We start from the raw sequence: 25525 nt of genomic DNA, 5'->3' as shown, positions 1-25525 counted from the left end.
GTGCGGTTGGCGGACCTTTCAGTGTGTCTTTAGACATGGGCCAGTACCCCAGCGTTTCACGCGCAGAGCAAACCACCAGTTAGACTGGTGGTTCTGATTGGCTCTGTTTAATTACTAGATTGATATTTGGCAAATGATTCTAACCTTTGTAGTTGAGATTAGCAATGAAATTAATACTTTATATACTGTGATAATGAACGGGCTATGTTGTGTTTATTTTAGAAGGAGTAGTCACGAACAAGTTAAGTATATGGATGGCTCGTGACCGAACAAAAAATACTTTTGTTGGGTTGCTGGATAGCACAACAAATCTTGTGGTGATATTTGTATACTTAGTTAAAAGGAGGGGTGAATGAATTTAAAAAAAATTTTATTCACATTAAGTTTGTTATTATTGTTTGCATGTTCAAATGATGATGTTAAATATGATGGTGTACCTTTAAAAATTGCTGTAGCTGGTGATATTCCTGAAATAAATAACGAAAAAATTCATTTTGAATCAATTTCATTAGATGAATTTAGGGAAGATGCATTGCATATTTCAACAAATTTTGATGCTGTTATGATAACACCAGTGATGTTTGAAGAAGCATCAGAGGATAGACTTGTTAAAGTTTATAATAATTCTAAAATGCCTATTATTTTTTTGATTCAACAAAACGTCATTTTCCATTTACAAAAGAAGGGGTTAGCTATGAAACAGCTCATTGGGAATCATTAAATAATGGTTCTCATACGACAATTTATTTATCTGATAACCATGCAAATAGAGAAGATACTTGGTATTTCTATTTAAAAGGTGAAAAAGAGTTAGATATCCTTTACAAAGAGATTTTTCAAAAGATTGAAACATTATAAAAGTAGATTTTTATGTATTTGCCACGAAAAAAAGCGTATTCGAACATTCCCGAATACGCTTTTAATATAAGAAAACAACAATCAAGTTAAACGGGGCTTTTTTATTTAAGAACGAACTTTGTATTGCTTTACATCTGCTGGAAGAGGGCAAGTATATACCTCGCCTGCCCGACGATCAATCAATTCTGTCTTTGCTTTTTCAATCAGTTCAGGCTGTTGAAGAACATCCAGTGCTGTAGCAGCCATAATTTTCCCAGCATGAAGCATGCCTTTATGGGCTAAGGAAGTTGTCCCTGTAGCTACGATTTGCCAAGTGTGAAGCGGCGTTCCGAGTGGCTCACATGCTGTCATGCATTGAGCAGTTGGAATAATCCAACTGACATCTCCGACATCTGTAGAGCCAGCCATAAATGCATCTGGCATAAACGGATCAATGACATCAGCTATAGCTTTGCCAGCCAGTTTATGATTCCTTTGAACATCCACCTTTTTTTCCTCTTCAGATAATGTTTCGCGAATAGCCTCCGCAAAGTGTAGTTCAGTATCTGTATAGGATGGCGTGCCTAATTTTACAAAGTTTTCATACATAACCTGTTCTAATGTTGTATTAGGGATCACATTAGAGAGGGCTGAGGCAAGATCAATGTCTACCTTTGTACCAGTCATAAGGGCTGCACCTCGAGCAATATCACAAATACGTTGATAAATATCCTCTGTTTGAGATACTCTTGGGGCCCTAACGAAATACAATACTTCTGCTTCTGCTTGTACAACATTAGGCGAAGAACCACCTGTATTCGTAATGGCATAATGTACACGCGCTTCCGGAATGATATGTTCGCGTAAATAATTAACGCCAATATTCATGAGCTCTACAGCATCAAGAGCACTTCTACCTAGGTGTGGACTAGCAGCTGCGTGGGCACTTTTCCCTTTAAATTTAAAATACACTTCGTAACAAGCAAGCGTAGCAACAGACATAATATTATTGGTCGTTCCCGGATGCCAAGACAAGGCAATGTCTACATCATTAAAAATGCCTTCTCTGGCCATAAATGTTTTACCACCGCCAATTTCCTCACCGGGACATCCATAATAGCGAATCGTTCCTTTAATATTGTTTTCTTGCATATAATCGCGGATTGCAATGGCAGCAGCTAGAGAACCGGTACCTAATAAATTATGACCACAGCCATGACCATTGCCACCAACTTGTTGTGGATTCGGCTGCGCAATACCACCATTTTGACTTAAGCCAGTAAGGGCATCAAATTCACCTAAAAATGCAATGACAGGTTTACCACTACCAAAAGAGCCAATGAAGGCGGTTTCAATATTGGCAACACCTTTTTCGACTTCAAACCCTTCCTCAGTCAATGTCTGACATAATAGCTCAGCTGATTTAAACTCTTCAAATCCTGTTTCGGCATATTGCCAAATTTGATTACTTACTTCAATTAACTTATCTCGTTTTTCCTCAATAATTTGCGATAATCTACTATGATTAGTCAAATAAACTCACCCTCTACTTTCCATTTATTAAGCTTGGTCAATTAAACTACTATTCTTAGACGGTATGCTATATAATGCTGCACAAACAATGACGATGACTAAAGCTCCAATAAGAAAGAAAAATGCTGCTTGGAAAGATCCACCGAAACCATCAATGAGGGCACCCATGGCCGTCGGAGCTATAAAACCTGCCATGCCACTAGCAAAATACATCATACCTAAAAATGAACCAATGATTTTTTGAGCAACATACTTAAGGGGAATTGCCAGTATAGCCATTGAAATAGCTGAATCGCCGATAGAAAAAAGACTCTGATAGGAAATGGCTAGCTGAATACTGGATGCATTAAACATCAAATATAAGCAAATGCCCGAAACTATAGCACCGATTAAAACGATAAATTTTTCCTTTCCAGCAAGCGCTTTATCGATTAAGAACCCTGTGACAATGGCAGCTATTAATCCACAAGCTTGTGGAATCATGGCAAGTGAACCTACTTCTCGTAAATTTAAATGACGAGTTTGTTCCAAATAGGAAGGTAACCATGAAGAGAAGCCCCAATGAACAGTACTTGAGCAAAAGTACATGATGACAAGAATCCATAAAAATGAACTTTTATAGAGTTCTTTTATTGGACGATCATGCGAATTCCCTGCAACTGTATCTTGTTGTTTGATAATTTTTGGTGGGTTGTAATATTTAAAAAGTAATAGAGTAACGACTAAACCTACACCGCCAATGAGGTAAAACATAGTGCGCCATCCCCAAGTATCTGCAATTAAACCAGCCAAATATAAAGCAAGCACACCACCAATTAATTGAGCCGCGAGTAGCATAGACTTCGCTCGTGCACGAACATCCTTTTTAAAAATTTCTGTAATCGCCACGCCACTACCTGTCGGTAAACCACCATCACCTAGACCGAGAATAAAGCGGATGGCTAAAATGGCCATAAAAGATCCAATCATTCCAGTTAGTAGAGAGAAGAGAGAAATCATGAATACAGCAATCACAATTATTTTCCTTGAGCCAAACTTGTCAGATACCCATCCTGCAACCAATGTCATCAGTGCACTGCTTAGCCAAAAGCTACTGATGACCATTCCACTTTGTGTTTGTGTTAAATTTAATTCTTTACTGATCGGAATGATTGCTACATTCATGCCAAACAGTGTTAATGAATCGACTAGCCATGCTAAAAACAGTAGCGAAAAGATAAAATTCCGTTTGCCAGCACTTATTTGCGTATGTAAAACATTCATTATCATTCTTCCTCCTTTGGACAGATCCAAGCATTACTCTCCATTTTTATTTAAGGACAATAAAGGTCTTGTCCGTTATTATAAATACATTATTGTTATTTTTCAATATATTTTGATATCTAGTACAATGGAATTTAGAGGAGAAAGAGCAAAAAGTGTTTATAAAGCACGAAATTAGGAAGTGTCATAGTGATAAAAAATTCTTCCAAATTTACCTGTCCAAAGTTAGCATAAAAAGACAGGATGAATAGCATGAACTATTTTAATATGGTAATAAGGAGTGAGGGCAATGAGTTGGATTGAGTCGATTCAAAAAGCCATTAATTTTATGGAGAATCATTTGTTGGAGGAAATTACTATTGAACAGATTGCACAGGAGGTTAATTCATCTGTCTTTCATTTTCAACGGACGTTTGCGATTTTAACGGATATGTCCATTGCTGATTATCTACGACGTAGGAGATTAACATTAGCAGCTCAAGAATTAATGGATACAGATCACAAAATAATCGATCTCGCCTACAAATATGGCTATGAAACTCCTGAAGCTTTTACAAAAGCGTTTCGTAAACAGCATTATATAACGCCGAGTGAAGCAAGAAAGAGGCAAGGACCATTACAATCATACAATCGCCTGGTGATCCAGGTAAGCTTGAAGGGAGCAGAACCAATGAAGTATAAAATCGTAGAAAAAGACAAGTTTCAAATTGTTGGGGTAAAAAGAACGTACAATTGTCAAAATGGTGAGAACACGCAAGAGATTCCTTTATTTTGGCAAGAGATCAACCAAAGTGGCTTCGATCATCAGCTATACCAATTAAACAATGGCAACATCAATGGGGTGCTAGGTGTTTGTGTACCAAATACAAACCAAGGACAACAAGGTTTCATTGATTATTGGATTGCTACAAATCATGTAGGAGATGTGGGAGAAGATCTATTAACAATGGAAGTACCTGCATCAAAATGGGTTGTATTTGAGGTACATGGCCCTATGCCAGATGCCATGCAAAATACGTGGAAACAAATTTATTCAGAATGGTTCCCATCAAATCCATATGAACCAGCAGGAACAGCAGAGCTTGAGGTTTACCCTGAAGAAGATGCATATAGTCCTGATTCGTACTCTGAAATTTGGATTCCGATTAAATAACAATAAAGCCAAGAATGCATTAGTATAGCATTCTTGGCTTTACTCTTTATTAATAAGAAAAAAGTATCCTTTTTTTAGGTATAATAAAGATGTAAAATATATATATGTTTAAAAGAAACGATTTAAAAGACTTTTAATCGTTACATATTTTGATAAGGGGGTTAAAGTATGATAAGGGGTATGATTCAAAACAAACGTGTAGAAATTTCTAAAGAGGAAGCACAGCATTTTTTGAAGTTGGGGAAAGTAGCACATGTTGCGACTGTTGATGAGGAAGGATATCCTTATGTTATTCCGTTTGTCTATGTGTACGAGGGAGATGACAAACTTTATTTGCATATTGGTAATATTCGAGAAAGTCATTTTTGGTCAAATATCAAACAGAATCCTAAAATTAGTATAGAAGTAAGCGAAATGGGCGATTTACATCCAGGGAAAAAATATGCCTGTCAGTCTGCACTTGTATACCAAAGTGTCGTGCTGTTTGGACAAGTTGTACGAATTGAAGAGGAGTCAAAGAAGGAATGGTTCTTTGATGCACTTCTTGATAAGTATGGCAACCCTGAATGGACATTTGAAAAAGAAGGCTATCCAATTATGCCTAAAATAGAGTTATTTGAAGTACAAATAGAAAAGTTAACAGGGAAAATTAATCACGGTATGTATCACTAATAAAGGGCTAAGAATGGTTAAGTACTACCATTCTTAGCCCTTTTACATTACCCTTTAGTTAGTACGTATAGTTGTAGCGTTTCTTCGGTGCTGTCATAGCCTTGCAAAATAAAATTCAATTTCTGCAAGACTTTGATGGAATTGATATTTGCGGCATCGACTTTTGCCACAATTGTAGACATCGCAAAATGTGTAAAGGCATAATTGATTATAGAGATTATTGCTTCTGTTGCGTAGCCCTTTCCCCAATGAGTCTTCGCCAAATCATAGCCAATCTCTGCAGTAGCATTTTCAAAATTGAGGTTATTAAAGCCACATGAGCCAATAATGCAATTGGATGTCTTTTCAATGATAGAGTAGCGGATTGCCTTATGTTCATTTGCTAATTGATTCAATAGATCAATCATTTCTAGCGCCTGCTCTACTTGTGTAAAACGTGGGATATTCATAAATTTAGTTACATCAGGATCTGACCAAATTGCCAATAAACTTTTAGCGTCAGCTATAGCCATTTTTCGTAATAACAATCTTTCTGTGTCGATAATTTCATTCAATACTTTTACCTCCAAGATTTTAATGATGTTGGATGAAAAATATTGTTATCTGCGCATAATTCAGTCCCTTCAAATAGATATATATTTTATTATAAAATAAAAGGTTTTTAATGCAAATAATAGGAGGCAATAGCATGATAAAAGTTACAGAGAATCATTATCCAATCATTAAACAAAACATTCAAAGGGCACCGATATTTGTTTATAGTATACTAGATCAATTAATAGAAGGAACTGTCTATACGGATACAACTACTTTTCAAACGTTATTAATTCACACAAAATCAGGAATATATTTTGTATATGGCGATTCAACTAATACTGAGATTGATCATCAACTTGCATTTTGTCTCCAACAATCCATAGAGCAAGAAAAACGTTTTACCTTATTTTCTTATTCAGAACAATGGAATACTAAAATTGAACAATTGCTAAATGAATACCTAAGAAAATTAGAACGCTACACATTTACATTCGCTGAAGAATTGTTTGATGGCATAGAGGAACAAGGTGTACCAGTTTATGAGATAATGCCTATCGCGCACCATCATATAAAAGATGCAGATGAATTTAATCATACTTATTATGATGAATATTGGGATTCTACTGCTAATTTCCTTAAAAATGGCTTTGGCTTTTGTGTCGTACATAAAGAGCAAATCGTTAGTGAAGCTGTCTCTATTTTTAAATCAGATGATTATGCAGAAATTGATATTATGACAGATTCAAAATTTAGGGGGCAAGGATTAGCTAGTTTGATCGCAAAAACATTTATTAGTCATTGTCTAGCCAACCAGCTTAAGCCTTGCTGGGATTGTGATGTTTCAAATACAGCATCCATTCAATTAGGTACAAAGCTTGGTTTTACGGACCCACAAAAATATGCGATTTATACAAAAAAGTAGCCCACGCTGTTTTCAAAACATCGTGAGCTTTATCGTTAAAAGAAACGATTGCGTAATTCAAATACTTGATAGAATAGTCTTGCATCTCTAGCCATTTTGTTGGGGGCATTCATATGAGGGCGGAGGCATTGTTGAAACAGTTCATCACAGTATCTTATGCTACCGTGACGAGCGTAACATTCATCATGTAGTTTGCAGCAAGAATCCACAGCATTCGTAGGCTCACCTGGTCCTGAGCAACCAGGTCCACAGTATCTATAGCCAGGGTAACAAAATCCAAGCTTGCGATTTCTATTCATTGGAGAAACCTCTCTTCTAAAATGTTTTTACTATAAAATATGTAACATTTTTTAGCAGAAGAGGATTAAAAACTATAAGGCAAAATTTTTTGATTTGTAAGGTTCCTGTAAGCTTTAAAAAAAATAGTTGTAAGGATGAGGAGTTATGCTAGCTATAGCATAAAAGATAAGGAGTTATTTCAACATGAATCCATCCGTTACACAAAAAGAACGAATCATTTCCTTGGACATTATTCGAGGATTAGCGTTATTTGGCATTTTATTTATTAATGTAGGTGCCTACCAGGTCATTATAGAGGGTGGCCCTATGCCTGATTATAGCGGTATCAATGGTGTGATTGATTCACTTATTGATATCTTTATTGAAAAAAAATTCTTTTCAATCTTTTCCTTCTTATTTGGCGTTGGTTTTTATATTTTTGCTTCCCGGGCAGAGGCTCGTGGGGATAGACCAAGATGGCGCTTTGCAAGACGTTTATTGGCATTATTGATTATCGGTATTATTCATATTTTTCTATTTTGGGGTTCAATTTTAGCTATTTATTCAGTTATTGGATTTTTATTGCTACCATTTTATTCTGCGAAGATTTCAACAATTTGTAAATGGCTTTTTACTATAATCACATTTCATATTCTTGCTATACTAGGTCAATTATATATGCCGAGTAATGCTGTTTTGTCCACTATTTATAGCTTTTTAGGCAATGATGCTATCGCTATATTTATCATGTTTTTAAGTGGGTTTTTAGTAGCGAAAGCTGGTTGGATCGGTCATATCAGAGAGCAAGTTCAGAAAATAAAATGGCTGCTTTTTGTCACAGGACCACTCTTTATTGGTTTTTCATTGTGGATTTGGTTTGCATCGCAAGCAGATGATCAACAGTTACAATCTATTATTGGCTTAGGGGTTGTTCCGACAACGTATTTTTATTTAGCTTGTTTATTTATGATTTTAGAGAATCGTCAAATTTCAAAGCTTCTACAGCCAATCGGACGAGTGGGACAAATGGCATTTACCAACTATTTAGCACAAAGCTTTATTGGTACGGCCATCATCTCGTTAATGGGTTTAGAAGTAGTTTCACCATCAGATATTGTAGTGATCGCGAGTGTTATTTTTGTCATCCAAATTATCTTTAGTGTGGTTTGGTTTAAATTCTTTTCAATTGGTCCATTTGAAAAACTATGGCGCTATATGACATATGGTAAAAAGGTTGTGTCAAAGCAATCATAGAAACACTTGAAGTCCCAAACATTTAAACAGTTTGGGATTTTTTCTATATAAAATAAAAATGAAATTTACTAAACGGTATAATCGTAAGTTAGGTGCCAAAAATAAAGGAGTAATAAAAAAATATGGCGACGTCATCTTTTATGGCTGTACAGTTAGCGACATGTGGAAATACGGATAGGGGGAAATTCCTCTTTCTCATCTGCCAGTCAAGTAACAGAGGGCAAAAACAAGCAACTTCAAGTGATAATTTAGCAATGTTTATGATAGCATAATGACTGTGCCTGTATTGAGTGGCAAGAAAGAATAGTTTATTATTATACTATTTTTATGTAAAGGATTCCGCTAATATAAATTGTCGATTTTTTATTAAAAGCATTAGTAAGAAGAAACCTAATTTGCTCTATTTATAGTTCTATTTGATGAAAGGTAAAACAATTAACGTACTTTTATCATTTGTAAAAAAATACGGAATAGTCTATTAAAAAATAAGTTCCTAATCTAGATTTACTTTTTATATGAAGGATGGTACACTTAAAACTATTGAACAACAACAATATATTGTGTTCGTTTTATAAAGGTACTACTATATGTAGTTTAATAGGGAAGTTCGGTATAATTCCGACGCTGTCCCCGCAACTGTAAAGCTGACGATGATTACAACCACTGTGCATTCGCATGGGAAGGAAATCAGAGGATGAAGCAAAGCCAGGAGACCTGCCTCTATAAAACAAATTAATCATTTCTTCGGGGATTAAGAGATGGGAACGTCAGTATTTTACTATGTTAACGTTTCCATTTAGGCTATCTCTCTAGAAGAGATAGCTTTTTTAATTTATGAAAAGAGGGATATCTATGAAACTTTATACTAAAACAATCTGTCCAAAATGCCTTTGGGTAAAATCTGAATTACAACGTGCAGGACTTGAAGCAGAAATTGTCAATATTGATAACGATGAACAAGCTAAGCAAAGAATTATCGACGCAGGTTTTTTAAGTGTGCCTGTTTTAGAAATGAATGAAAAATTTATAGGAGATGTTAAGGATATTGTTTCTCATATTGAGATGATTGCCATATGATTGTTTACGCAAGTCGTACAGGTAATGTCAGAAATGTTGTTTCCAAATTACAGGCAGAAACTGTCGAACTCTCTGAGGAGCTACAATTGAATAAACCTTATCTTTTAATTACCTATACAGATGGATTAGGTGATATTCCCGCAAAAGTGGCACGTTTTTTAGAAAAAAACAGGGATTTTTGTAAAGGTGTGGTTGCTAGTGGCAATAGTAACTTTGGGCATAACGTGTTTGGGGCTGCTGGTGAGAAAATTGCTGCTACCTATCATGTCCCCTTAGTGAGGAAATTAGATTTACGAGGAAATCAAACAGATTATGAAGCCATACAAACGTTTTATGAAACGAGGGTAATAAAATGAAAACCTATTTAAAGCTAAATAATGACGTACTGAATCGTTATAGTTCAACGGGGCTACTCGAGTTAGAAAAGGACCGTGAAGCTACACGCCGCTACTTTTTGGAGTATGTCAACGTACGTTTGCGTTACTTTATTGATATTGAAGAAAAAATCCGCTATTTAGTTGATGAGGGCTACTATGAAAAAGCATTTATCGACATGTACGAGATGGAATTTATAAAGAAATTGTACAAAAAAGCATACGATTATAATTTCCGTTTTCCATCCTTTATGAGTGCGAGTAAGTTTTACGATAGCTATGCCATGAAAAGTCGTGATGGGGAAGAGATCTTAGAAAAATATGAGGATCGCATTGTGATTATTGCCTTGTATTTGGCACAAGGAAACACGGTCCTAGCAGAACGCTCTGTCGAAGCGATGATGGAAGCCTATCAGCCTGCAACACCAACAGCATTAAATAGTGGCAAGAAAGCCCGTGGTGAATTAGTAAGCTGTTTTAAATTATCCATGGATGACTCCATGAACAGTATTGCTGAAAATATTGGCTATTGTTTGGAGCTATCACGACTTGGTGGTGGCGTTGGGGTCAACTTAACCGATTTACGCCCCTTAGGCGATCCTATTAAAGAGATACTAAATCGTGCCAGTGGTGTCATTCCGGTTGCAAAACTATTAGAAAACTCTTTCAGTTATTCCAATCAACTAGGACAACGAAATGGCTCTGGTGTTGTTTACCTAAATATCTTCCATGCAGACATTGAAAATTTCATTTCATCCAAAAAACCAAATGCAGATGATAAAATTCGCCTCGCAACATTATCAACAGGAATTATTATACCAAGTATTTTCTTCGAACTTATGAAACGTGATAAAGATATTGTCTTGTTTAGCCCATACGATATTTTCAAAGTATATGGTAAACGTATGTCTGAAATTTCTATTTCAGAAATGTACTATGAGCTACTTGATAATCCTAAAATTCGTAAAATTAAACGTTTGAATGCGCGTAGACTCTATACAGAGGTGAAAAAAGCACAATTTGAATCGGGCTATCCATTTGAAATTTTTGATGATAATGTCAATGAAGTGCATCCTTTAAAAAATATCGGTCGCGTAAAAATGTCCAATCTATGTACCGAAATTTTGCAAGTGCAAGAAACAAGTATCATTACGGACCAGGATCAGCCAAATGACTATGGCCTAGACGTGTCTTGTAATTTAGGGTCCATTGATATCCATGCAGCAAGTAATGTAAATGATTTCGAGGCCTTAATCGATACGGCTATGCACTTACTAACAAATGTGTCGCAAATGACGCATATTAAAAATGTACCGTCTGTTGCAAAAGCCAATCAGTTAATGCATTCAGTAGGACTAGGTTGTATGAATCTGCACGGTCATCTTGTGACAGAGGGGATCCTATATGGCTCCAAAGAGTCGATTGATTTCATGGATCGCTTTATGGAGGCGATGAATTATTATTCACTTAAATCATCCATGGGCATGGCGAAAGAGAAAGCGGCAACATTCTACCGATTTGAGGATAGTGATTACGCATCAGGTAGCTATTTTGACCAATATGTCAATAAAATCGACGAAGAACTATCACCGGTTGTGTTAAAAGCACTTGGCAATATTCCTATCATTACGAAAAAAATGTGGGAAACATTAAAGCAAGATGTAATGCAATATGGTCTATTCCATTCCTATCGTTTGGCTATTGCACCAACCGGCAGTATTTCATATATTCGTAGCTGTACCGCTTCTATCGCTCCATGTACAGAGCGCGTAGAGGTTCGTGATTATGCAGATAGTAGAACTATTTATCCAATGCCCCATTTAACAAATGACAACAGTCATTTATATGTGGAGGCATATGATGTTAATCCTTATGATTTAATTGATTTATATGCAGCTTCTCAAAAACATGTTGACCAAGGTATTTCGATGACGCTTTATGTGACGGACAATTGGACAACCGAACAATTGGCTAAAGTATACATTTATGCATGGGTAAAAGGCATTAAGTCTGTTTACTATGTTCGTCAACGATTACAAAGCTTAGAGGAGTGTGTAGCATGTCAAATATAGTCTATGAGGCGGTCAATTGGAATAAGGCAACAAGTGAGCTGGCACAAATTTTTTGGGACCAGCAATGGAAGCAAATTTGGTTTCCAGAAGAAATTGCGGTCAGTAAAGATATTAAACAGTGGAAAAGCTTTGAGCATCAAGACACATATAAAAAAGTGTTTGCAGGTTTAACCTTACTGGATACCGTTCAGACGAATATAGGGATGAATCGTGTGGCGGCTTATACAGATGATTTGCAGGAGAAGGCTGTCCTAACCGTTTTTGATGCTTTTGAGGCGATCCATGCCAAATCCTATTCTTATATCTTCACAACGCTTTGTACAAACGAAGAAATAGATGAGCTCTTTGAATGGGTCAAAAAGAATGAATTTCTACAATATAAGGCCAATAAAATTGCGGATATTTATAATAGTATTGAAGAAGATGATCCAGAAAGCTTATGGAAAGCGATGTTTTCATCCGTTATGCTGGAATCCTTCCTTTTCTATTCTGGCTTTTTCTATCCACTGTATTTAGGAGGACAAGGTTTCCTACGAAATAGTGCTGAAATCATTTCGCTTATTTTACGTGACGAATCCATCCATGGTGTCGCAGTCGGATTTTTTGCTCAAAATCTATTCAAGCAATTTTCAAAAGAAAAGCAGGAAGCATTAAATTTATGGGGTTATGAGTTATTATTAGATTTATATCAGAATGAAATGAAATATACAGAAGATATTTATGCGGAAACAGGATTATCGCCTGAAGTGAAAGCCTATGTACGTTATAATGCTAATAAAGCATTAATGAATGTCGGTTTTGAAGCAATGTTTCCAGAAGAAGAAGTCAATCCAATTGTTATGAATGGGATTCGTAATGAAGGCTCCACATATGATTTCTTTTCACAAAAGGGTGCTACCTATGCTAAAGCAAAAGTTGCGCCGATTACAGATGACACATTTAATTTTAATCGTTAAGGATGAAGCATAATGAACGTAGAAGTAAAAATTAAAAGAATACACGAGGATGCAATGCTACCATTGCAAGCCAATCCTGGTGATGCTGGAATGGATCTCTATTCCATTGAAGCAGTAGAGATTCCAGCAGGCGTAGCCAAACTCATTAAAACAGGTATACAGATTGAATTACCTAAAGGGACAGAAGCGCAAATTCGACCAAGAAGTGGACTAGCATTAAAACATAGTGTAACCGTACTGAATAGCCCAGGCACAATAGATGAGGGCTACAGAGGGGAAATCGGCGTTATTTTAATCAATCATGGACAAGAAACATTTATCGTAGAAAAATCCATGCGTATTGCCCAAATGGTTATCCAGTTTGTCCCTTCAATTCAACTACTGGAAGTAAACGAATTATCCCAAACTGTTCGTGGAGCAACCGGATTTGGAGCCAGTGGAACAAAATAGGGTGTAAATTTCAAAGAAATTCTAAAACCCAAAAGCTTTGAGGATTAAGTTCAATGTATATTGAACTTAATCTTTTTTATTGCCCTTAATACTTTTTAGTAAAGCTCCTATTAAATTTACCAGTTGTATGTAAAGATGCGAAAATCGGTGAGACTGTTGAGAAGTTTCACCGATTTTTTTTGATCCTAATCATTCCAACCCTTACAGACATCAATCCATTCTTCATAAGGCGTATACGTTTCAAGCTCCGAAATAGTGACCTCGATAGCAGAATTGCTACTACCGCATGCAGGAAACACAGTTGTAAAGCGTTTTAGGGATTCATCTAAATAAATAGCTACACCTTCATTAACACCAAAAGGACAAACTCCACCAACATCGTGGCCAATTATAGCCTCAACATCATCTTTGCCTAACATCTTTGCCTTTGTACCAAACATTGCTTTATATTTGGCATTATCAATTTTAGCATCACCAGCAGCCACAATTAATAGAGCGTCATCATTGACAAGAAACGATAAAGATTTTGCTATGCGCTCAGGCTCACAGCCAAGTGCCTGTGCTGCTAATTCAACAGTCGCAGAGCTTTCTTCTAATTCTTGTATTTTGTGCTCCACATGCCATTGGGCTAAATGACTGCGTACTTTTTCTATTGCCATATGTAAATTCCTCCTGTTCAATTCGACGAAATTTTCTTCAATCAAAATCTATGACATCCGCCAGAGGTCTAATCTTGAGTGTTTAATCAAGATAAAATTAATTTTAACATAATTTTCAGAATATAATGTTGCGAATGCCTGATTTTTTTTAGTAAGATTGATTTACAGAGTGTAAAATTACACTATTGGAGGGTGTGACATGATTAAATTTATACAAATCCTTAGCGTCATAATTGGTTTATCAGTAGTCACACTAATGGTAGCACTTATTATCATACTGAGTGGCAATGTGCACTTTATGCAACTAGTTTATACAGTTCCAGTTTGTTTATTTGTGTTGTTTATTTGTGGAATATTTAATTGGATTAATTCAAAAAAGAAAAAGAGATGGTTAATGAGTGTAATGGGTGTGGCGATATTACTTGCTTCTATTAAACCTATTCAACATTATTATAAATTGAGTATTCCCACTGTAGATGCAGAAATTGATATATCTGCTTATCAGCCATTTGTTATGCACAATAAAGTAGTAGCGTCTGATACAAAAGCGTCATTCCAATTGACGGAGTCATTGCCACGTTTAGATGGTGCGACAGCTATGTATCCTTTGTATGCGGCTTTTGTGGAGGCGACATATCCTAAAAATGATTACCCCCCATCTAATAGTAGAGTCCAAGTTAGCCGTACACCGGAAGCCTATCAAAATTTAATAGCAGGAGATGTTGATCTTATTTTTGTGGCAGCACCGTCAGTCTCGCAAGAATGGCAAGCAGAAAAAGAAGGTCAAACGTTTGATATGACTCCAATAGGGCGAGAGGCATTCGTCTTTTTCGTACACCATAAAAACAATGTGGATAATTTAACACTTGAGCAGGTAAAGAAAATATACGCTGGCGAAATTACAAATTGGCGTGAAGTAGGTGGTGAGAATGAAGCAATCCGTGCTTTTCAACGCCCAGCAGATAGTGGGAGTCAAACGGCATTAGAAAAATTGATGGGCAACACACCGATTATGGAGGCACCTTCTGAAAATATTTCGTCAGGAATGGGCGGAATCATTCATGAAGTATCACAATATAGAAATTATAAAAACGCAATGGGCTTTACATTTAGATTTTATTCTACAGAGATGGTCAATAATAAAAAAATCAAATTACTATCCATTGATGGTGTGAACCCTACTAGAGAGAACATTCAAAATGGGACCTATCCTTTAGTATCTGAGTTTTATGCAATCACTGCAGGAACAGAAAATGAAAATGTTCAAAAGCTAATTGATTGGATACTCTCCGATGAAGGCCAAATATTAATAGAAAAGGTCGGCTATGTTCCAGTGGAAAATCATTAAATAGTTTGCTATACTAGAATCAACATGATATTGCAAAGTTTTCTAGGGTTCCGTAGCTGATGCTAGCCTGGTCCGAGAGAAAACCACAAATTGATTTTGTGACACGGAAGGATAAAAGCCTGGGAGATACTGTTTTAGACAGTTTCTTCAGGCTTTTTTTGTTTGGCTAAAATCAGGTGATTTGGCGAAAGCTGAGAAAGGAGAATCATCAAGCAGCTATTTGTTCGTGTCTATAAAATGGAGGGATTTATGATGAATAAGCATTGGGTAAGTGTTATTATTGCGGCTTGCTTTGAAGTATGTTGGGTCATTGGTTTAAAGCATGCTACGAGTGTATGGGAATGGGTTGGAACTGCTATTGCTATCTTTGTTAGTTTCTATTTACTTATTAAAGCAGGAGAGCACTTACCGGTTGGTACGGTATATGCGATTTTTGTAGGTTTAGGGACAGCCGGCACTGTATGCGCAGATAGCTTGCTATTTGGAGAGCCATGGAAATTAGCAAAAATACTATGTATTGTTGTTTTACTGGCAGGGGTTGTAGGCTTAAAGCTTGTGACAGGAGAGCCGAAGGAAAAAGAGGTGACTGAATAATGGCATGGATGGCATTAGTAATTGCAGGCTTATGTGAGATGATGGGTGTTTATATGATTAGTAAATATAATAACGCAAAGAATATGAAAAACTTGGGGTTATTGATTTTTGCATTTACATTAAGTTTTGTGGGCCTTGCGTATGCTATGGAAACCTTACCGATGGGTACTGCGTATGCTATTTGGACAGGAATCGGGGCAGCAGGAGGAGCATTGCTAGGAATGTTGTTCTTTAATGAATCAAAGGATTGGAGACGAATTGTTTGTATAGTGCTTGTTTTAGGAGCAGCCGTTATGTTGAAATTATTATCTTAATAGAAGCACATAAAAATGCACTTCCAATCTTATTTTGGAAGTGCATTTTTTTACATTATTTTTTTACATCCTTTGTCCATTCAGCTACTTTCTCTGGATTTGCTTCAATCCATTCTTTAGCAGCGTCTTTTGGATCTTTACCATCCATTACTTCTAGCATAACGCTTTCTAAATCTTCAGCTGTCCAGTGAAAATTATCTAATACTGAATATACTTCTGGTAAATCTTCTTTTAAGCCTTTACGAGCAAATGTATTGATTGTTTCTTCGCCACCGTATACACCTTTTGGATCTTCCAAGTATTTAAGATCATATTTCGCAAATTTCCAGTGTGGAGACCAGCCAGTGACAATAATTTCTTCTTTATTTTTAAGTGCTTTAGCTAATGAAGTAGTCATTGCACCAGAAGAAGAAGTAACAAAATTCCAATCTGCTAAATTATCATATTCATCTAACGCTTTTTCGGTTGCAGCTGTTATACCAGCACCAGGCTCGATACCTGTAATCGTATGATCTGCTTCATTTGTTAAATCTTCAATAGAATTCACATTCATATAGCTTGGTACAACTAAACCAATTTTTGCACCAGCAAGGTTTTCACCAAGCTCATCCAAATTATCTTTATATTTTTCATATTGCGATGCATGTGTGTGTGGTAACCATGCAGCAACCATGCCGTCTGCTTCCCCTTTAGAGACAGCCTCCCACATAATTGCATTATCCAAAGGAGTTAATGACACATCATAGCCTAAATCTTCAAGTACCTGCCCAACTACACTAGTAGAGGCGATTTCTGTATCCCACTCCACATAGGCTAAGTTTACCTCCTTAGAATCACTGCTTTTTCCAGAACTAGATTCCCCTCCGCTACATGCGGCGAGCATGAAGCCTAGACCTAGAGCCATTCCTAACTTTGATAGTGTTTTCAGTTTCATATAATCTCCCTTTCTGTTCATCATTTGTATCTATCAAACTGCCTTCATCCATCAACTGACGAATGTTGGCAAGAAAAATAAACTTTTTTCTATAAAGCTTTCTTTTTATTGAAGCTTTGTGTTAAGCGATCAATAATAATCGCAAAAATAACTAAACCTAAGCCTGCAACGAAACCATTCCCAACCTGTGTACGTTGAAGGGCTGTTAATACTTCGCGTCCTAAACCTGGAGCACCAATCATAGAGGCGATGACTACCATAGAAAGAGAAAGCATCACAGTTTGGTTAATGCCTGCCATAATGGTTGATTTAGCAAGTGGAATCTCTACTTTAAAAAGTTTTTGACTAGCAGTACTACCATAAGAGTCTGCGGCTTCCACTAATTCTTTAGGTACTTGACGAATACCTAGGTTTGTCATACGGACAGTTGGTGGTAAAGCAAAGATAACAGAAGCGAAGACACCGGGCACAATCCCTATGCCGAAAAAGGCAACGGCTGGGATAAGGTAAACAAAACCAGGCATTGTTTGCATGAAATCAAGTATTGGTTTTATAATACTTTCGGCAATTGTAGATTTCGACATTAGAATGCCAAGTGGAATACCGATGATGATGGAAATAATACTTGAAAAGATGACGAGCGTCGTTGTTTCCATAAGATTTGTCCAAAGACCTTGGTTATAGATAAACAACAAGCCTATTAATGAAAATGAGGCAAGCCCGAATTTTTTACCAGTTGCATAAAAGGCAAAAACAACGACAAGTAATATTAAAATAATGGCTGGGATACTATTTAACAAATCAGTGACCTGATTCATGAGTAGTTTTCCAAATTGCTGAATCGAGTTAAAGAACGCTGAAAAATTACTCGTCAACCAGTCCATAGCTGATTCTACCCATGGAGCTAGTGGTATTGTTGGAATATTATCTAAAAAATTATTCATGTACATCGGCCTCCTCATCACTCGTTGAAAGTGCTTGGATGACAACGCCTCTAATCAGCACACCAAGCAAGCGACCATCTTTGACAACGGCAATAGGAGTAGGTGAATTATAAATCATCCCTAATATATCCTGTAATAGCATATCTGGCGGAACTGTTAACACTTCTGATTGCACAATGGAATGGACGGTTTGCTCTTGCTTCTTAGCTGCGGCTAATGCGTCGTCTGCTGTAATAAAGCCTTTTAAATGTCGATTTTTGTCGACGGCCATTAATAAACTAACAGCTTCTTGTCGCATACGTTTTAGTGCTACTTTAGGGCCATCTAAATCTATGTTGACATAAACAGGTCGCACCATGACATTTTCAGCCGTCAATACTTTAGAGCGGTCCACATCTTCCACGAATGTTTTGACATAATCATTTGCTGGGTTGGTTAATATTTCTTCTCCCGTACCAATCTGAATGATAGAGCCATCCTTCATAATGGCGATTCGATCCCCAATACGTAATGCTTCATTCAGATCATGAGTGATAAATAAAATTGTTTTTTTGACCTTTTGTTGTAGATCGAGTAGCTCATCTTGCATTTCTTTACGAATCAATGGATCTAATGCTGAAAAAGCTTCATCCATTAATAATATTTCAGGATCATTGGCGAGAGCACGCGCTAATCCAACACGTTGCTGCATACCACCTGATAATTGACTTGGATACTGATCTTTGTAAGCTAGTAATCCGGCATTTTCGAGAGCTTGCTCTGCTTTCGCATGTCGTTCTTCCTTTGAAATGCCTCGGATTTCAAGACCGTATTCGGTGTTTTGAAGTAATGTACGATGGGGGAATAAACCGAAGTTTTGGAAAACCATACTCATTTTGTTTCTTCTTACAGTTCGTAAACTTTCTTTACCCATTGTAGAAATATTTTCTCCATCGATATATATATTTCCGCTCGTTGGTTCAATAAGGCGGTTTAAGAGCCGTATTAGTGTTGATTTGCCACTTCCTGACAATCCCATAATAACGAAGATTTCACCTTCATTTACTGTAAAGCTTGCATCGTATACACCAACAGTTGCACCTGTTTCTTTTAAGATATCAGTCTTACTTTTTTGTTTCTTGACGAGTTCTAGTGCTTGGGGAATATGTTTGCCAAACACTTTCGATACGTGTTCTACTTTTAATTTTTCCATAGAAGCACTCCTTTCGTAGATTATTACTATTTGAGGATAGTGATACCCAAAAATAAACAAGTAACAACCTTACTGTAACAAAGGGTTGTTACTTTTGTCAAATCGACAAATAAGGAAAAACCCGCTTAAACGCTGTGATATCAGCGCTTAAGCGGGTTTTAAATTGGGTATAAAAAGCTTTGTACTCGGGCGAAGCTTTCATCGTTTCCAACAAAATAAATAATGTCCCCTTCTTCGAATGATACATAAGGACCAGGGGATAGTAATAATTCATTACCGCGACGTATACCGACAATGGTACTTGATGTATTTTGCCAAAAGTTTAATGCTTGTACAGTTTGATGAATGCACGGACTATCAGCAGTCATTTCTAATTGATAAGGGATAAAGGGATTAACTGAACGGAAATGTTCTGTGCGACTTATCAGCTGCTTTGCCTTGTCCTGTAAATTAATTAATTCGTGCTGTTGTTTTTGAATACTTGTCAAAAGTTCATTTTGTATTTCATGGATTGATTGAACGTCATGAAACTGTCGGACGAAATGTGCTGCTTTTTCATACGATTTAATGATCACTCCGCTACCTTTTGTAGCCTCGACAATTTCTAAGTCTTGTAAAACAGCTATTGCTCTTCTGGCAGTTTCGGCAGACACATTATATTGACTAGCAAGAGAAGATCTTGCATATATTTTATCGCCAATGCGGTATTTTCTTTCTACGATCTTAGAGGCCAGATCGATGGCTATTTGTTGGTATTTTGGCTGCTTTAGTTGAACAGTTTTTTCTAAGTTCATTTTAAACTTCCTTTCGTCATTACAGGTACCACAGCTTATTATAGACTAGCCTGCACAGAAAAAATAGCATCTCCATAAGCTAGTAGTATATGATGAAAAAGTAATACTAAAATTTTTGTATCTACTATTAATAATCATAAGATAATAGCTGTTGTTTGACACTTTTTAGTTATTATTATAAACTAAGTTACGTTATGTAAGTGATGTAAAAATACATGTGCTCAGTTGGTTTTTTAGCCAACTGTTTCCTATAGAAGGTTGGAGATTAATATGACAATTACTACAAAAATTATGGACATAGTGAAAGATAAAATGACAATTATAAAGCATACAAGTACAGAAAATATTTGCCTGGTTGGTCCAGTAAATTTACCAGTTAAACAAGGTGATTTTTCTGCCACTTTTCAGTGGTATAACTGGCTTAAAGCAGATGCAAATGTATCTAAAGAAGAAATCATTGATGGATTAGCTACAGCCAATTTGGCCTTTTTACAGCAATCATCAGTACTTGTATATGGTGATTTTGCCCATTCAGAGGATGCTTTAATCCGCATGCATAGTATTTGTCATACTGGTGACATATTTGGCAGTCAGCGTTGTGATTGTGGCTACCAGCTACATGAATCTATGAAAATGATTGTGGAGCATGGCTGTGGAGCTATTTTTTATTTAGCCGATCATGAAGGACGTGGCATTGGGTTATTCTCTAAATCACTCGCTTATTTATTACAAGAGGAAGGGTTGGATACAGTTGAGGCAAACCATGCACTTGGCTTCCCAGACGATACTCGTTCATATGAAGAAGCACTTGCTGTCTTAGCCACACTACGTGAAAAGCCTGTGACACTTATTACAAATAATCCGAAAAAATTGGCTGCTTTACAGGCTCGAGGCTTGGCTGCAGAAGACCATGTACCATTATGGGGTGGTTTAACAGAAACGAATCGTTTTTATTTAGAAACGAAAGTTGAAAAATCTGGACATTTACGAGAAAAACAATAAGTGGAGGTTGCGACCATGACAAATAAAGATGAAAAATACATGCAACTAGCACTAGATTTAGCCGCTAGTGCAAAAGGAAATACCAACCCTAATCCACTTGTCGGAGCGGTGATTGTCAAAAACGATATAATTGTAGGTACTGGTCTACACAGAAAAGCAGGGGAACCACACGCAGAAGTCCATGCTTTTCGCATGGCTGGGGATCATGCACAGAATGCTACACTATATGTCACGCTCGAGCCTTGTTCACATTATGGTAAAACGCCTCCTTGTGCGAATCTCGTGAAGGAATCTGGTGTTAGTCGAGTTGTAGTTGCGATGCAAGATCCTAACCCTACTGTAGCAGGTCGTGGCATTCAATTGCTACGTGATGCAGGTATAACAGTGGAAGTAGGCGTTTTAGAGCAACAAGCACGCCGTTTAAATGAACGATTTATTCATAACATGCTCACTAAAAGACCATTTGTTATTTCAAAATTTGCTATGACTTTAGATGGGAAAATTGCTACGCAAACAGGACATTCTAAATGGGTTACAGGTGAGGCCGCACGTGAGGATGTCCACTATATTCGCCATGAGGTAGATGGAATTCTTGTGGGTGTTGGTACAGTCATCGCTGACAACCCTTCTTTAACAACAAGATTACGCGAAGGATACGGGAAAAATCCAACACGCATTATTATGGATAGTACATTGCGTACCCCTATAAATGCGAATGTGTTAAATACAGAAGAAGCCCAAACGATTCTTGTTTGTGGGAAGGATGTTAGTCAAGAAAAGATCGACTCATTTACAAATAAAGGTTTCACTGTTTTACCTATAGAGACGAATGAACACGGACTAAATATAGATGATATGCTAGCAAATCTTTATGAACAGGGCATTACAGATATTTTGCTAGAGGGTGGAAGTAAAATAAATGCTTCATTTTTACAACAAGGCGCCATCGACAAATATGTGATTTATATAGCGCCAAAGGTTCTAGGTGGGAATTTATCGTTAACGCCATTTGCTGGCCATAACCCTTCTTTAATGAATGAGGCTTGGAATGTTGAATTTACTTCATTTGATAAGGTAGGCGAGGATTTACGTATTGTCGCTTATCCAAAGCAAGGTGAAGAAATGTGAACTATCAAGCGGACGTTTGTATAGTGGGGGCTGGACCAGCTGGAGCGCTTTTATCCTATTTACTGGTCAAAAAAGGTCTATCTGTAATCCTAATAGAGCGAAATGCAACCCTTGGTCAGTCATTTCGTGGCGAACATTTAAATGAAGAAGGGGAGGCTGTTTTAAAAAGTCATCAACTTTTCGAAGCAGTTGAGTCACTCGGCTTATTACGTATGGAAAAGCTAGAATATTACGCAGATGGGAATGCCTTTAAAACTGTTTTTCCTAATGACTCTGTTGGTCATTTAGGTATTCATGTCCCACAAGCCAATTTATTAAAAGGAATTTTACAAAAAGCGCAGCCATTTTCTCACTTTACTTGCTTGCTACATACGAAGGTAACGGAGCTCATCGAGGCTGAAACGGGTCATTACAGAGGAGTAATCGCAATAAGCAATGGAACAACCATAAAGATCGATAGCCAATTAATTATCGGTGCTGACGGACGCTACTCTACGATTCGAAAGGCAGCACATATTAATGTTCAAAAACATAAACATGGCTTTGACTTACTGTGGGCTAAAATTCCTGCTCCTTCAGGTTGGGAACCCTCTATTAAAATGGCATTAATCGGAGATAAGCAACTATCATTGTTCACGCAAGTTGGCGGCTTTATCCAAATTGGATGGAATATCGAACAGGGTAGTTTTCCACAGCTTCGAAAACAAGCATTTACACCATTTATCCAACAACTTACCACGCAATTTCCTGCACTATCTGATACAGTAAATGAACATATTCGCTCTTGGAAAGATTTTGTGTTGTTAGATGTTTTCAGCTGTCACAGTAACTGTTGGGGTACGAAAGGCCTTGTGCTATTAGGCGATGCGGTTCATACGATGACACCGACAGGAGCGTTTGGATTGAACAGTGCCTTAAAAGATGCTGATTGTTTGGCATCCCTGTTAGATAAAGAGTCCCTTACTAATTTTGATGTTCAAAAGTTTCAGCATATGCGAGAGCAAGCCATTGAAGATGTTTTAGCCGTACAAGTAGAGAGGGAACAAACTTTTTCCGCCCATTTTGTTAATAGAGCATCATGAAAGGAAGTAACACCTGATGAAATTTGGTTTTGATATCGATGATACACTGATCGATTTAAGGGCTCATGCCTTTGCTATTTACAATAAGAAAATTAGAAAAAATATTCCATTTGAAATTTTTCATACACTAGAAAGAGTTGAAATTCATGAACCATTTGGTTTAACAGATACAGAGGGAGCAGCGATGTGGAATAATTCTTTAGAGGAGATTTATTTTACGAACTGTCCTTCTTTTGAAGGGGCTTTAAAAGTGCTCCAAGCTTTAGCACAACAAGGTCATGATATTTATTATATTACCTCTCGTCCGAACCAATTTTGCGCACAAACAAAAGAATGGATGGAAGCGCAAGGTTTTCCGATAAAAGAGGGCCACTTTTTCTGTGGAATGCAAGATGCTGAGAAGGTAACAATTATAAAAGAGCTTGATTTAGATGTTTATGTAGATGATAAACCAGCAGTGCTAGAGACACTTCACAATATACGTACAAAAGTAATTTTAAAAAATCAATCCTATAATCAGCATGTTACATTACCAAGGTTACATCACTGGCAAGATTTTTTGGAACTAATCAAAGCTTAAGATACTATATACGGAATGAACCTCAAATTATGGTGACTTTTAGAGTTATGAAGTGACCCCTAAAAGTTAGACACGGTTATTTCATTTAGGCAGCTTGGGTAAACTGAGTTCGGTATTGTACCGGACTCAGTTTTAATTTTGCCTTAATTCGTTTCGTGTTGTAATACGTTATATAGTTTTCGAGCTCCAATTTAAAATGCTCAATACTTTCAAACTCCTTTAAATAAAGGAATTCCGATTTCAAAATCCCAAAGAAATTCTCCATCACCGAGTTGTCATAACAGTTTCCTTTACGTGACATACTTTGCACAATGCCTTTTGATGCAAGCGCGTGACGGTATTGCTTCATTTGATAATGCCAGCCTTGATCGGAATGCATCAGTAATTGGCGTTCCTCTGGTAACTTCTCTAATGCTCTCTCCAACATTTCTGAAACAAGTGAATACGTTGGTCGATGACCAATTGTGTAAGTAATAATTTCTCCGTTAAATAAGTCTAGAACAGGAGATAAATAGAGTTTTTCACCAAACAATTTAAACTCCGAAATATCTGTTACCCACTTTTCATTAGGGGCTTCAGCTGTAAAATTGCGGTCTAAAATATTCGGTGCGATTTTACCGACTGCCCCTTTATATGATTTATACTTTTTCATTCTGACTATGCACTTTAAATTAAGTGTTTTCATGATACGTTGTACCTTCTTATGATTCACTCTTCGTCCACGATTTGCGAGTTCATCACGAATGCGACGGTATCCGTAACGGCCTTCATGTTCGTTATAGATGGATTGAATTTCGGCCTTTAAGTCGGTATCTGGATCTGGACGATTCAGTTTCTTCACTAAGTCATAATACGTACTACGTGGAATCTGTGCGAATGCGACAAGTGCCTTCACCAAGTATTTATGCCTTAATTCATAGATGACCTTTACTTTGTCTTCTTTGGTGATGTTTCCTTGGCTTGAACTAAGGCGTTCAACTTTTTTAAATACTCGTTTTCCATTTCAAGCTGCTTGATACGATCTTGAAGTGCTTCCGGTGAGCCTTCTACTGGTGTTTGTTGTGGTTGTTTATTGGTTTCTTTTTTCATGGATGGATGCCCCTTTTTCTTTGATTGAAGGGCATCGAATCCTTTTGTTTCAAACTGTTTTCGCCAATGAATAATGGACGATGGAGCTGCTATACCAAAGATAGCTGCTGTTTCTATTAAGGACGTACCGTGTTCAATCATGTAGTTTAGTACGTCTAGTTTAAACTGTGCTGTATAGTTTGTATACGATTTTATAAACGCTTTTACACCGTTATACTCATATTGTTTAGCCCAAATAAGAATTGCCTTATTATCTGTCCCGATCGATTTAGCAATTTCATGTGAACTTTCTTTGCCTTCTAAGTATCGTAAAGCTGCTTGTAATTTTTCCTCTGCAGTATATTTAGCCATTAAAAAAACTGCACCTCCAATTGTGAAGTGCTCCCCGTCAAGTAGACAGTGGAAATAATAAAAATGCTTTACGCGGCTTGAGCCCTGAATTCCAAGGGGCTCAAGCCGTTTAATTTTTCTTGATAGCGCTCTGAA

The 25525-nt window shown here is 37.0% G+C and carries 28 protein-coding genes and 2 riboswitches; of the genes, 18 read left to right on the top strand and 10 right to left on the bottom strand.

Features of this window, described 5'->3' with window-relative positions:
- Positions 1-352 precede the first annotated feature (352 nt).
- Entirely contained in the window at positions 353-721 is a 369-nt protein-coding gene (locus tag AO843_RS21695) for a hypothetical protein (protein ID WP_231630223.1), read from the top strand.
- Positions 722-963: 242 nt separating this feature from the next.
- Here the strand turns inward: AO843_RS21695 and AO843_RS21690 are convergent, their stop codons facing one another.
- A complete protein-coding gene (locus AO843_RS21690; RefSeq protein ID WP_054613152.1) occupies positions 964-2370 on the bottom strand; it encodes a M20 family metallopeptidase in 1407 nt (468 codons plus the stop codon).
- 27 nt (positions 2371-2397) lie between these two features.
- Positions 2398-3633: an MFS transporter gene (locus AO843_RS21685; RefSeq protein WP_054613151.1), complete on the bottom strand. Its 1236-nt coding sequence runs from the start codon at positions 3631-3633 to the stop codon at positions 2398-2400.
- Between the two features lie 289 nt (positions 3634-3922).
- Between AO843_RS21685 and AO843_RS21680 the strand changes: the two genes are divergently transcribed.
- Both AO843_RS21680 and AO843_RS21675 read left to right on the top strand, forming a co-directional pair.
- Positions 3923-4786 carry an AraC family transcriptional regulator gene (locus AO843_RS21680; protein WP_054613150.1) on the top strand — a complete coding sequence of 288 codons (864 nt, stop codon included), beginning with the start codon at positions 3923-3925 and terminating at the stop codon, positions 4784-4786.
- A gap of 168 nt (positions 4787-4954) precedes the next feature.
- Complete coding sequence (locus tag AO843_RS21675) at positions 4955-5458, top strand: pyridoxamine 5'-phosphate oxidase family protein (RefSeq protein WP_231630222.1); 504 nt, start codon at positions 4955-4957, stop codon at positions 5456-5458.
- 47 nt (positions 5459-5505) lie between these two features.
- Here the strand turns inward: AO843_RS21675 and AO843_RS21670 are convergent, their stop codons facing one another.
- Positions 5506-6012: a GNAT family N-acetyltransferase gene (locus tag AO843_RS21670; RefSeq protein ID WP_054613149.1), complete on the bottom strand. Its 507-nt coding sequence runs from the start codon at positions 6010-6012 to the stop codon at positions 5506-5508.
- A gap of 134 nt (positions 6013-6146) precedes the next feature.
- On the opposite strand from AO843_RS21670, the gene AO843_RS21665 reads away from it, so the two are divergent.
- On the top strand, positions 6147-6917 hold the full coding sequence (locus AO843_RS21665; protein WP_054613148.1) for a GNAT family N-acetyltransferase: 771 nt from the start codon (positions 6147-6149) through the stop codon (positions 6915-6917).
- Positions 6918-6952: 35 nt separating this feature from the next.
- On the opposite strand, the gene AO843_RS24280 is transcribed toward AO843_RS21665, so the two are convergent.
- Entirely contained in the window at positions 6953-7216 is a 264-nt protein-coding gene (locus AO843_RS24280; protein WP_082389560.1) for a Parvovirus coat protein VP1-like protein, read from the bottom strand.
- A 184-nt stretch (positions 7217-7400) separates the two neighbouring features.
- On the opposite strand from AO843_RS24280, the gene AO843_RS21660 reads away from it, so the two are divergent.
- From AO843_RS21660 to dut, 7 genes are all read left to right on the top strand, one after another.
- Positions 7401-8450, top strand: a complete 1050-nt coding sequence (locus AO843_RS21660; protein WP_054613147.1) for a DUF418 domain-containing protein — start codon at positions 7401-7403, stop codon at positions 8448-8450.
- Between the two features lie 122 nt (positions 8451-8572).
- A complete protein-coding gene (locus tag AO843_RS24655) occupies positions 8573-8722 on the top strand; it encodes a hypothetical protein (RefSeq protein WP_156314005.1) in 150 nt (49 codons plus the stop codon).
- Between the two features lie 286 nt (positions 8723-9008).
- Positions 9009-9187: riboswitch (cobalamin riboswitch) on the top strand.
- 115 nt (positions 9188-9302) lie between these two features.
- Complete coding sequence (locus tag AO843_RS21655) at positions 9303-9527, top strand: glutaredoxin family protein (RefSeq protein WP_054613146.1); 225 nt, start codon at positions 9303-9305, stop codon at positions 9525-9527.
- A complete protein-coding gene (nrdI, locus tag AO843_RS21650; RefSeq protein WP_054613145.1) occupies positions 9524-9883 on the top strand; it encodes a class Ib ribonucleoside-diphosphate reductase assembly flavoprotein NrdI in 360 nt (119 codons plus the stop codon). The genes AO843_RS21655 and nrdI overlap by 4 nt, the downstream gene beginning before the upstream one ends.
- Positions 9880-11973, top strand: a complete 2094-nt coding sequence (nrdE, locus tag AO843_RS21645; protein WP_054613144.1) for a class 1b ribonucleoside-diphosphate reductase subunit alpha — start codon at positions 9880-9882, stop codon at positions 11971-11973. Before nrdI ends, nrdE begins: the two co-directional genes overlap by 4 nt.
- A complete protein-coding gene (gene nrdF, locus AO843_RS21640) occupies positions 11961-12929 on the top strand; it encodes a class 1b ribonucleoside-diphosphate reductase subunit beta (protein WP_054613143.1) in 969 nt (322 codons plus the stop codon). Before nrdE ends, nrdF begins: the two co-directional genes overlap by 13 nt.
- Positions 12930-12941: 12 nt before the next feature.
- Positions 12942-13379 carry a dUTP diphosphatase gene (gene dut, locus AO843_RS21635; protein ID WP_054613142.1) on the top strand — a complete coding sequence of 146 codons (438 nt, stop codon included), beginning with the start codon at positions 12942-12944 and terminating at the stop codon, positions 13377-13379.
- 185 nt (positions 13380-13564) lie between these two features.
- Here dut and AO843_RS21630 read toward each other — a convergent pair whose 3' ends face one another.
- Positions 13565-14038, bottom strand: a complete 474-nt coding sequence (locus AO843_RS21630; RefSeq protein WP_054613141.1) for a YbaK/EbsC family protein — start codon at positions 14036-14038, stop codon at positions 13565-13567.
- 199 nt (positions 14039-14237) lie between these two features.
- Between AO843_RS21630 and AO843_RS21625 the strand changes: the two genes are divergently transcribed.
- The 3 genes from AO843_RS21625 to AO843_RS21615 all read left to right on the top strand — a co-directional run bounded on the left by AO843_RS21625 (position 14238) and on the right by AO843_RS21615 (position 16294).
- Positions 14238-15386: a PstS family phosphate ABC transporter substrate-binding protein gene (locus AO843_RS21625; RefSeq protein WP_054613140.1), complete on the top strand. Its 1149-nt coding sequence runs from the start codon at positions 14238-14240 to the stop codon at positions 15384-15386.
- 31 nt (positions 15387-15417) lie between these two features.
- Positions 15418-15514: riboswitch (guanidine-I (ykkC/yxkD leader) on the top strand.
- Between the two features lie 124 nt (positions 15515-15638).
- Positions 15639-15980: a DMT family transporter gene (locus AO843_RS21620; RefSeq protein ID WP_054613139.1), complete on the top strand. Its 342-nt coding sequence runs from the start codon at positions 15639-15641 to the stop codon at positions 15978-15980.
- Positions 15980-16294 (top strand): DMT family transporter, encoded by a 315-nt coding sequence (locus AO843_RS21615; RefSeq protein ID WP_054613138.1) that lies wholly within the window; start codon positions 15980-15982, stop codon positions 16292-16294. Before AO843_RS21620 ends, AO843_RS21615 begins: the two co-directional genes overlap by 1 nt.
- 55 nt (positions 16295-16349) lie before the next feature.
- Here AO843_RS21615 and AO843_RS21610 read toward each other — a convergent pair whose 3' ends face one another.
- From AO843_RS21610 to AO843_RS21595, 4 genes are all read right to left on the bottom strand, one after another.
- A complete protein-coding gene (locus AO843_RS21610) occupies positions 16350-17228 on the bottom strand; it encodes a glycine betaine ABC transporter substrate-binding protein (RefSeq protein ID WP_054613137.1) in 879 nt (292 codons plus the stop codon).
- A gap of 89 nt (positions 17229-17317) precedes the next feature.
- On the bottom strand, positions 17318-18172 hold the full coding sequence (locus AO843_RS21605) for an ABC transporter permease (protein ID WP_008174570.1): 855 nt from the start codon (positions 18170-18172) through the stop codon (positions 17318-17320).
- The gene (locus AO843_RS21600; protein ID WP_054613136.1) at positions 18165-19364 is read right to left on the bottom strand and encodes a quaternary amine ABC transporter ATP-binding protein; all 1200 of its coding nucleotides are present in this window, start codon (positions 19362-19364) and stop codon (positions 18165-18167) included. The genes AO843_RS21605 and AO843_RS21600 overlap by 8 nt, the downstream gene beginning before the upstream one ends.
- Positions 19365-19522: 158 nt before the next feature.
- Entirely contained in the window at positions 19523-20158 is a 636-nt protein-coding gene (locus AO843_RS21595) for a GntR family transcriptional regulator (RefSeq protein WP_054613135.1), read from the bottom strand.
- A 270-nt stretch (positions 20159-20428) separates the two neighbouring features.
- Here AO843_RS21595 and AO843_RS21590 point away from each other — a divergent pair, with 270 nt between their 5' ends.
- The 4 genes from AO843_RS21590 to AO843_RS21575 are packed head-to-tail and all read left to right on the top strand — an operon-like array spanning position 20429 to position 23950.
- Positions 20429-21160: a GTP cyclohydrolase II gene (locus tag AO843_RS21590; RefSeq protein WP_054613134.1), complete on the top strand. Its 732-nt coding sequence runs from the start codon at positions 20429-20431 to the stop codon at positions 21158-21160.
- Between the two features lie 15 nt (positions 21161-21175).
- A complete protein-coding gene (gene ribD, locus AO843_RS21585) occupies positions 21176-22288 on the top strand; it encodes a bifunctional diaminohydroxyphosphoribosylaminopyrimidine deaminase/5-amino-6-(5-phosphoribosylamino)uracil reductase RibD (RefSeq protein WP_054613133.1) in 1113 nt (370 codons plus the stop codon).
- Positions 22285-23370, top strand: coding sequence for an FAD-dependent monooxygenase (locus tag AO843_RS21580; protein ID WP_054613132.1), 1086 nt, complete (start codon positions 22285-22287; stop codon positions 23368-23370). Before ribD ends, AO843_RS21580 begins: the two co-directional genes overlap by 4 nt.
- Before the next feature lie 16 nt (positions 23371-23386).
- Complete coding sequence (locus AO843_RS21575; RefSeq protein ID WP_054613131.1) at positions 23387-23950, top strand: 5' nucleotidase, NT5C type; 564 nt, start codon at positions 23387-23389, stop codon at positions 23948-23950.
- Between the two features lie 85 nt (positions 23951-24035).
- Here the strand turns inward: AO843_RS21575 and AO843_RS24275 are convergent.
- Positions 24036-25390 (bottom strand): IS3 family transposase gene (locus AO843_RS24275; RefSeq protein ID WP_156314004.1). Its coding sequence is split into 2 segments (ribosomal slippage): positions 24036-24937 and positions 24937-25390, totalling 1356 coding nucleotides; the frame shifts between segments, so codons are not numbered across the junction.
- Between the last annotated feature and the right edge of the window lie 135 nt (positions 25391-25525).

The sequence above is a fragment of the Lysinibacillus sp. ZYM-1 genome (genome assembly GCF_001308875.1).
Classification (GTDB): domain Bacteria; phylum Bacillota; class Bacilli; order Bacillales_A; family Planococcaceae; genus Lysinibacillus.
Note: the sequence above shows the minus strand (reverse complement) of the source record. Positions and strands in the feature narration are given on the sequence as shown.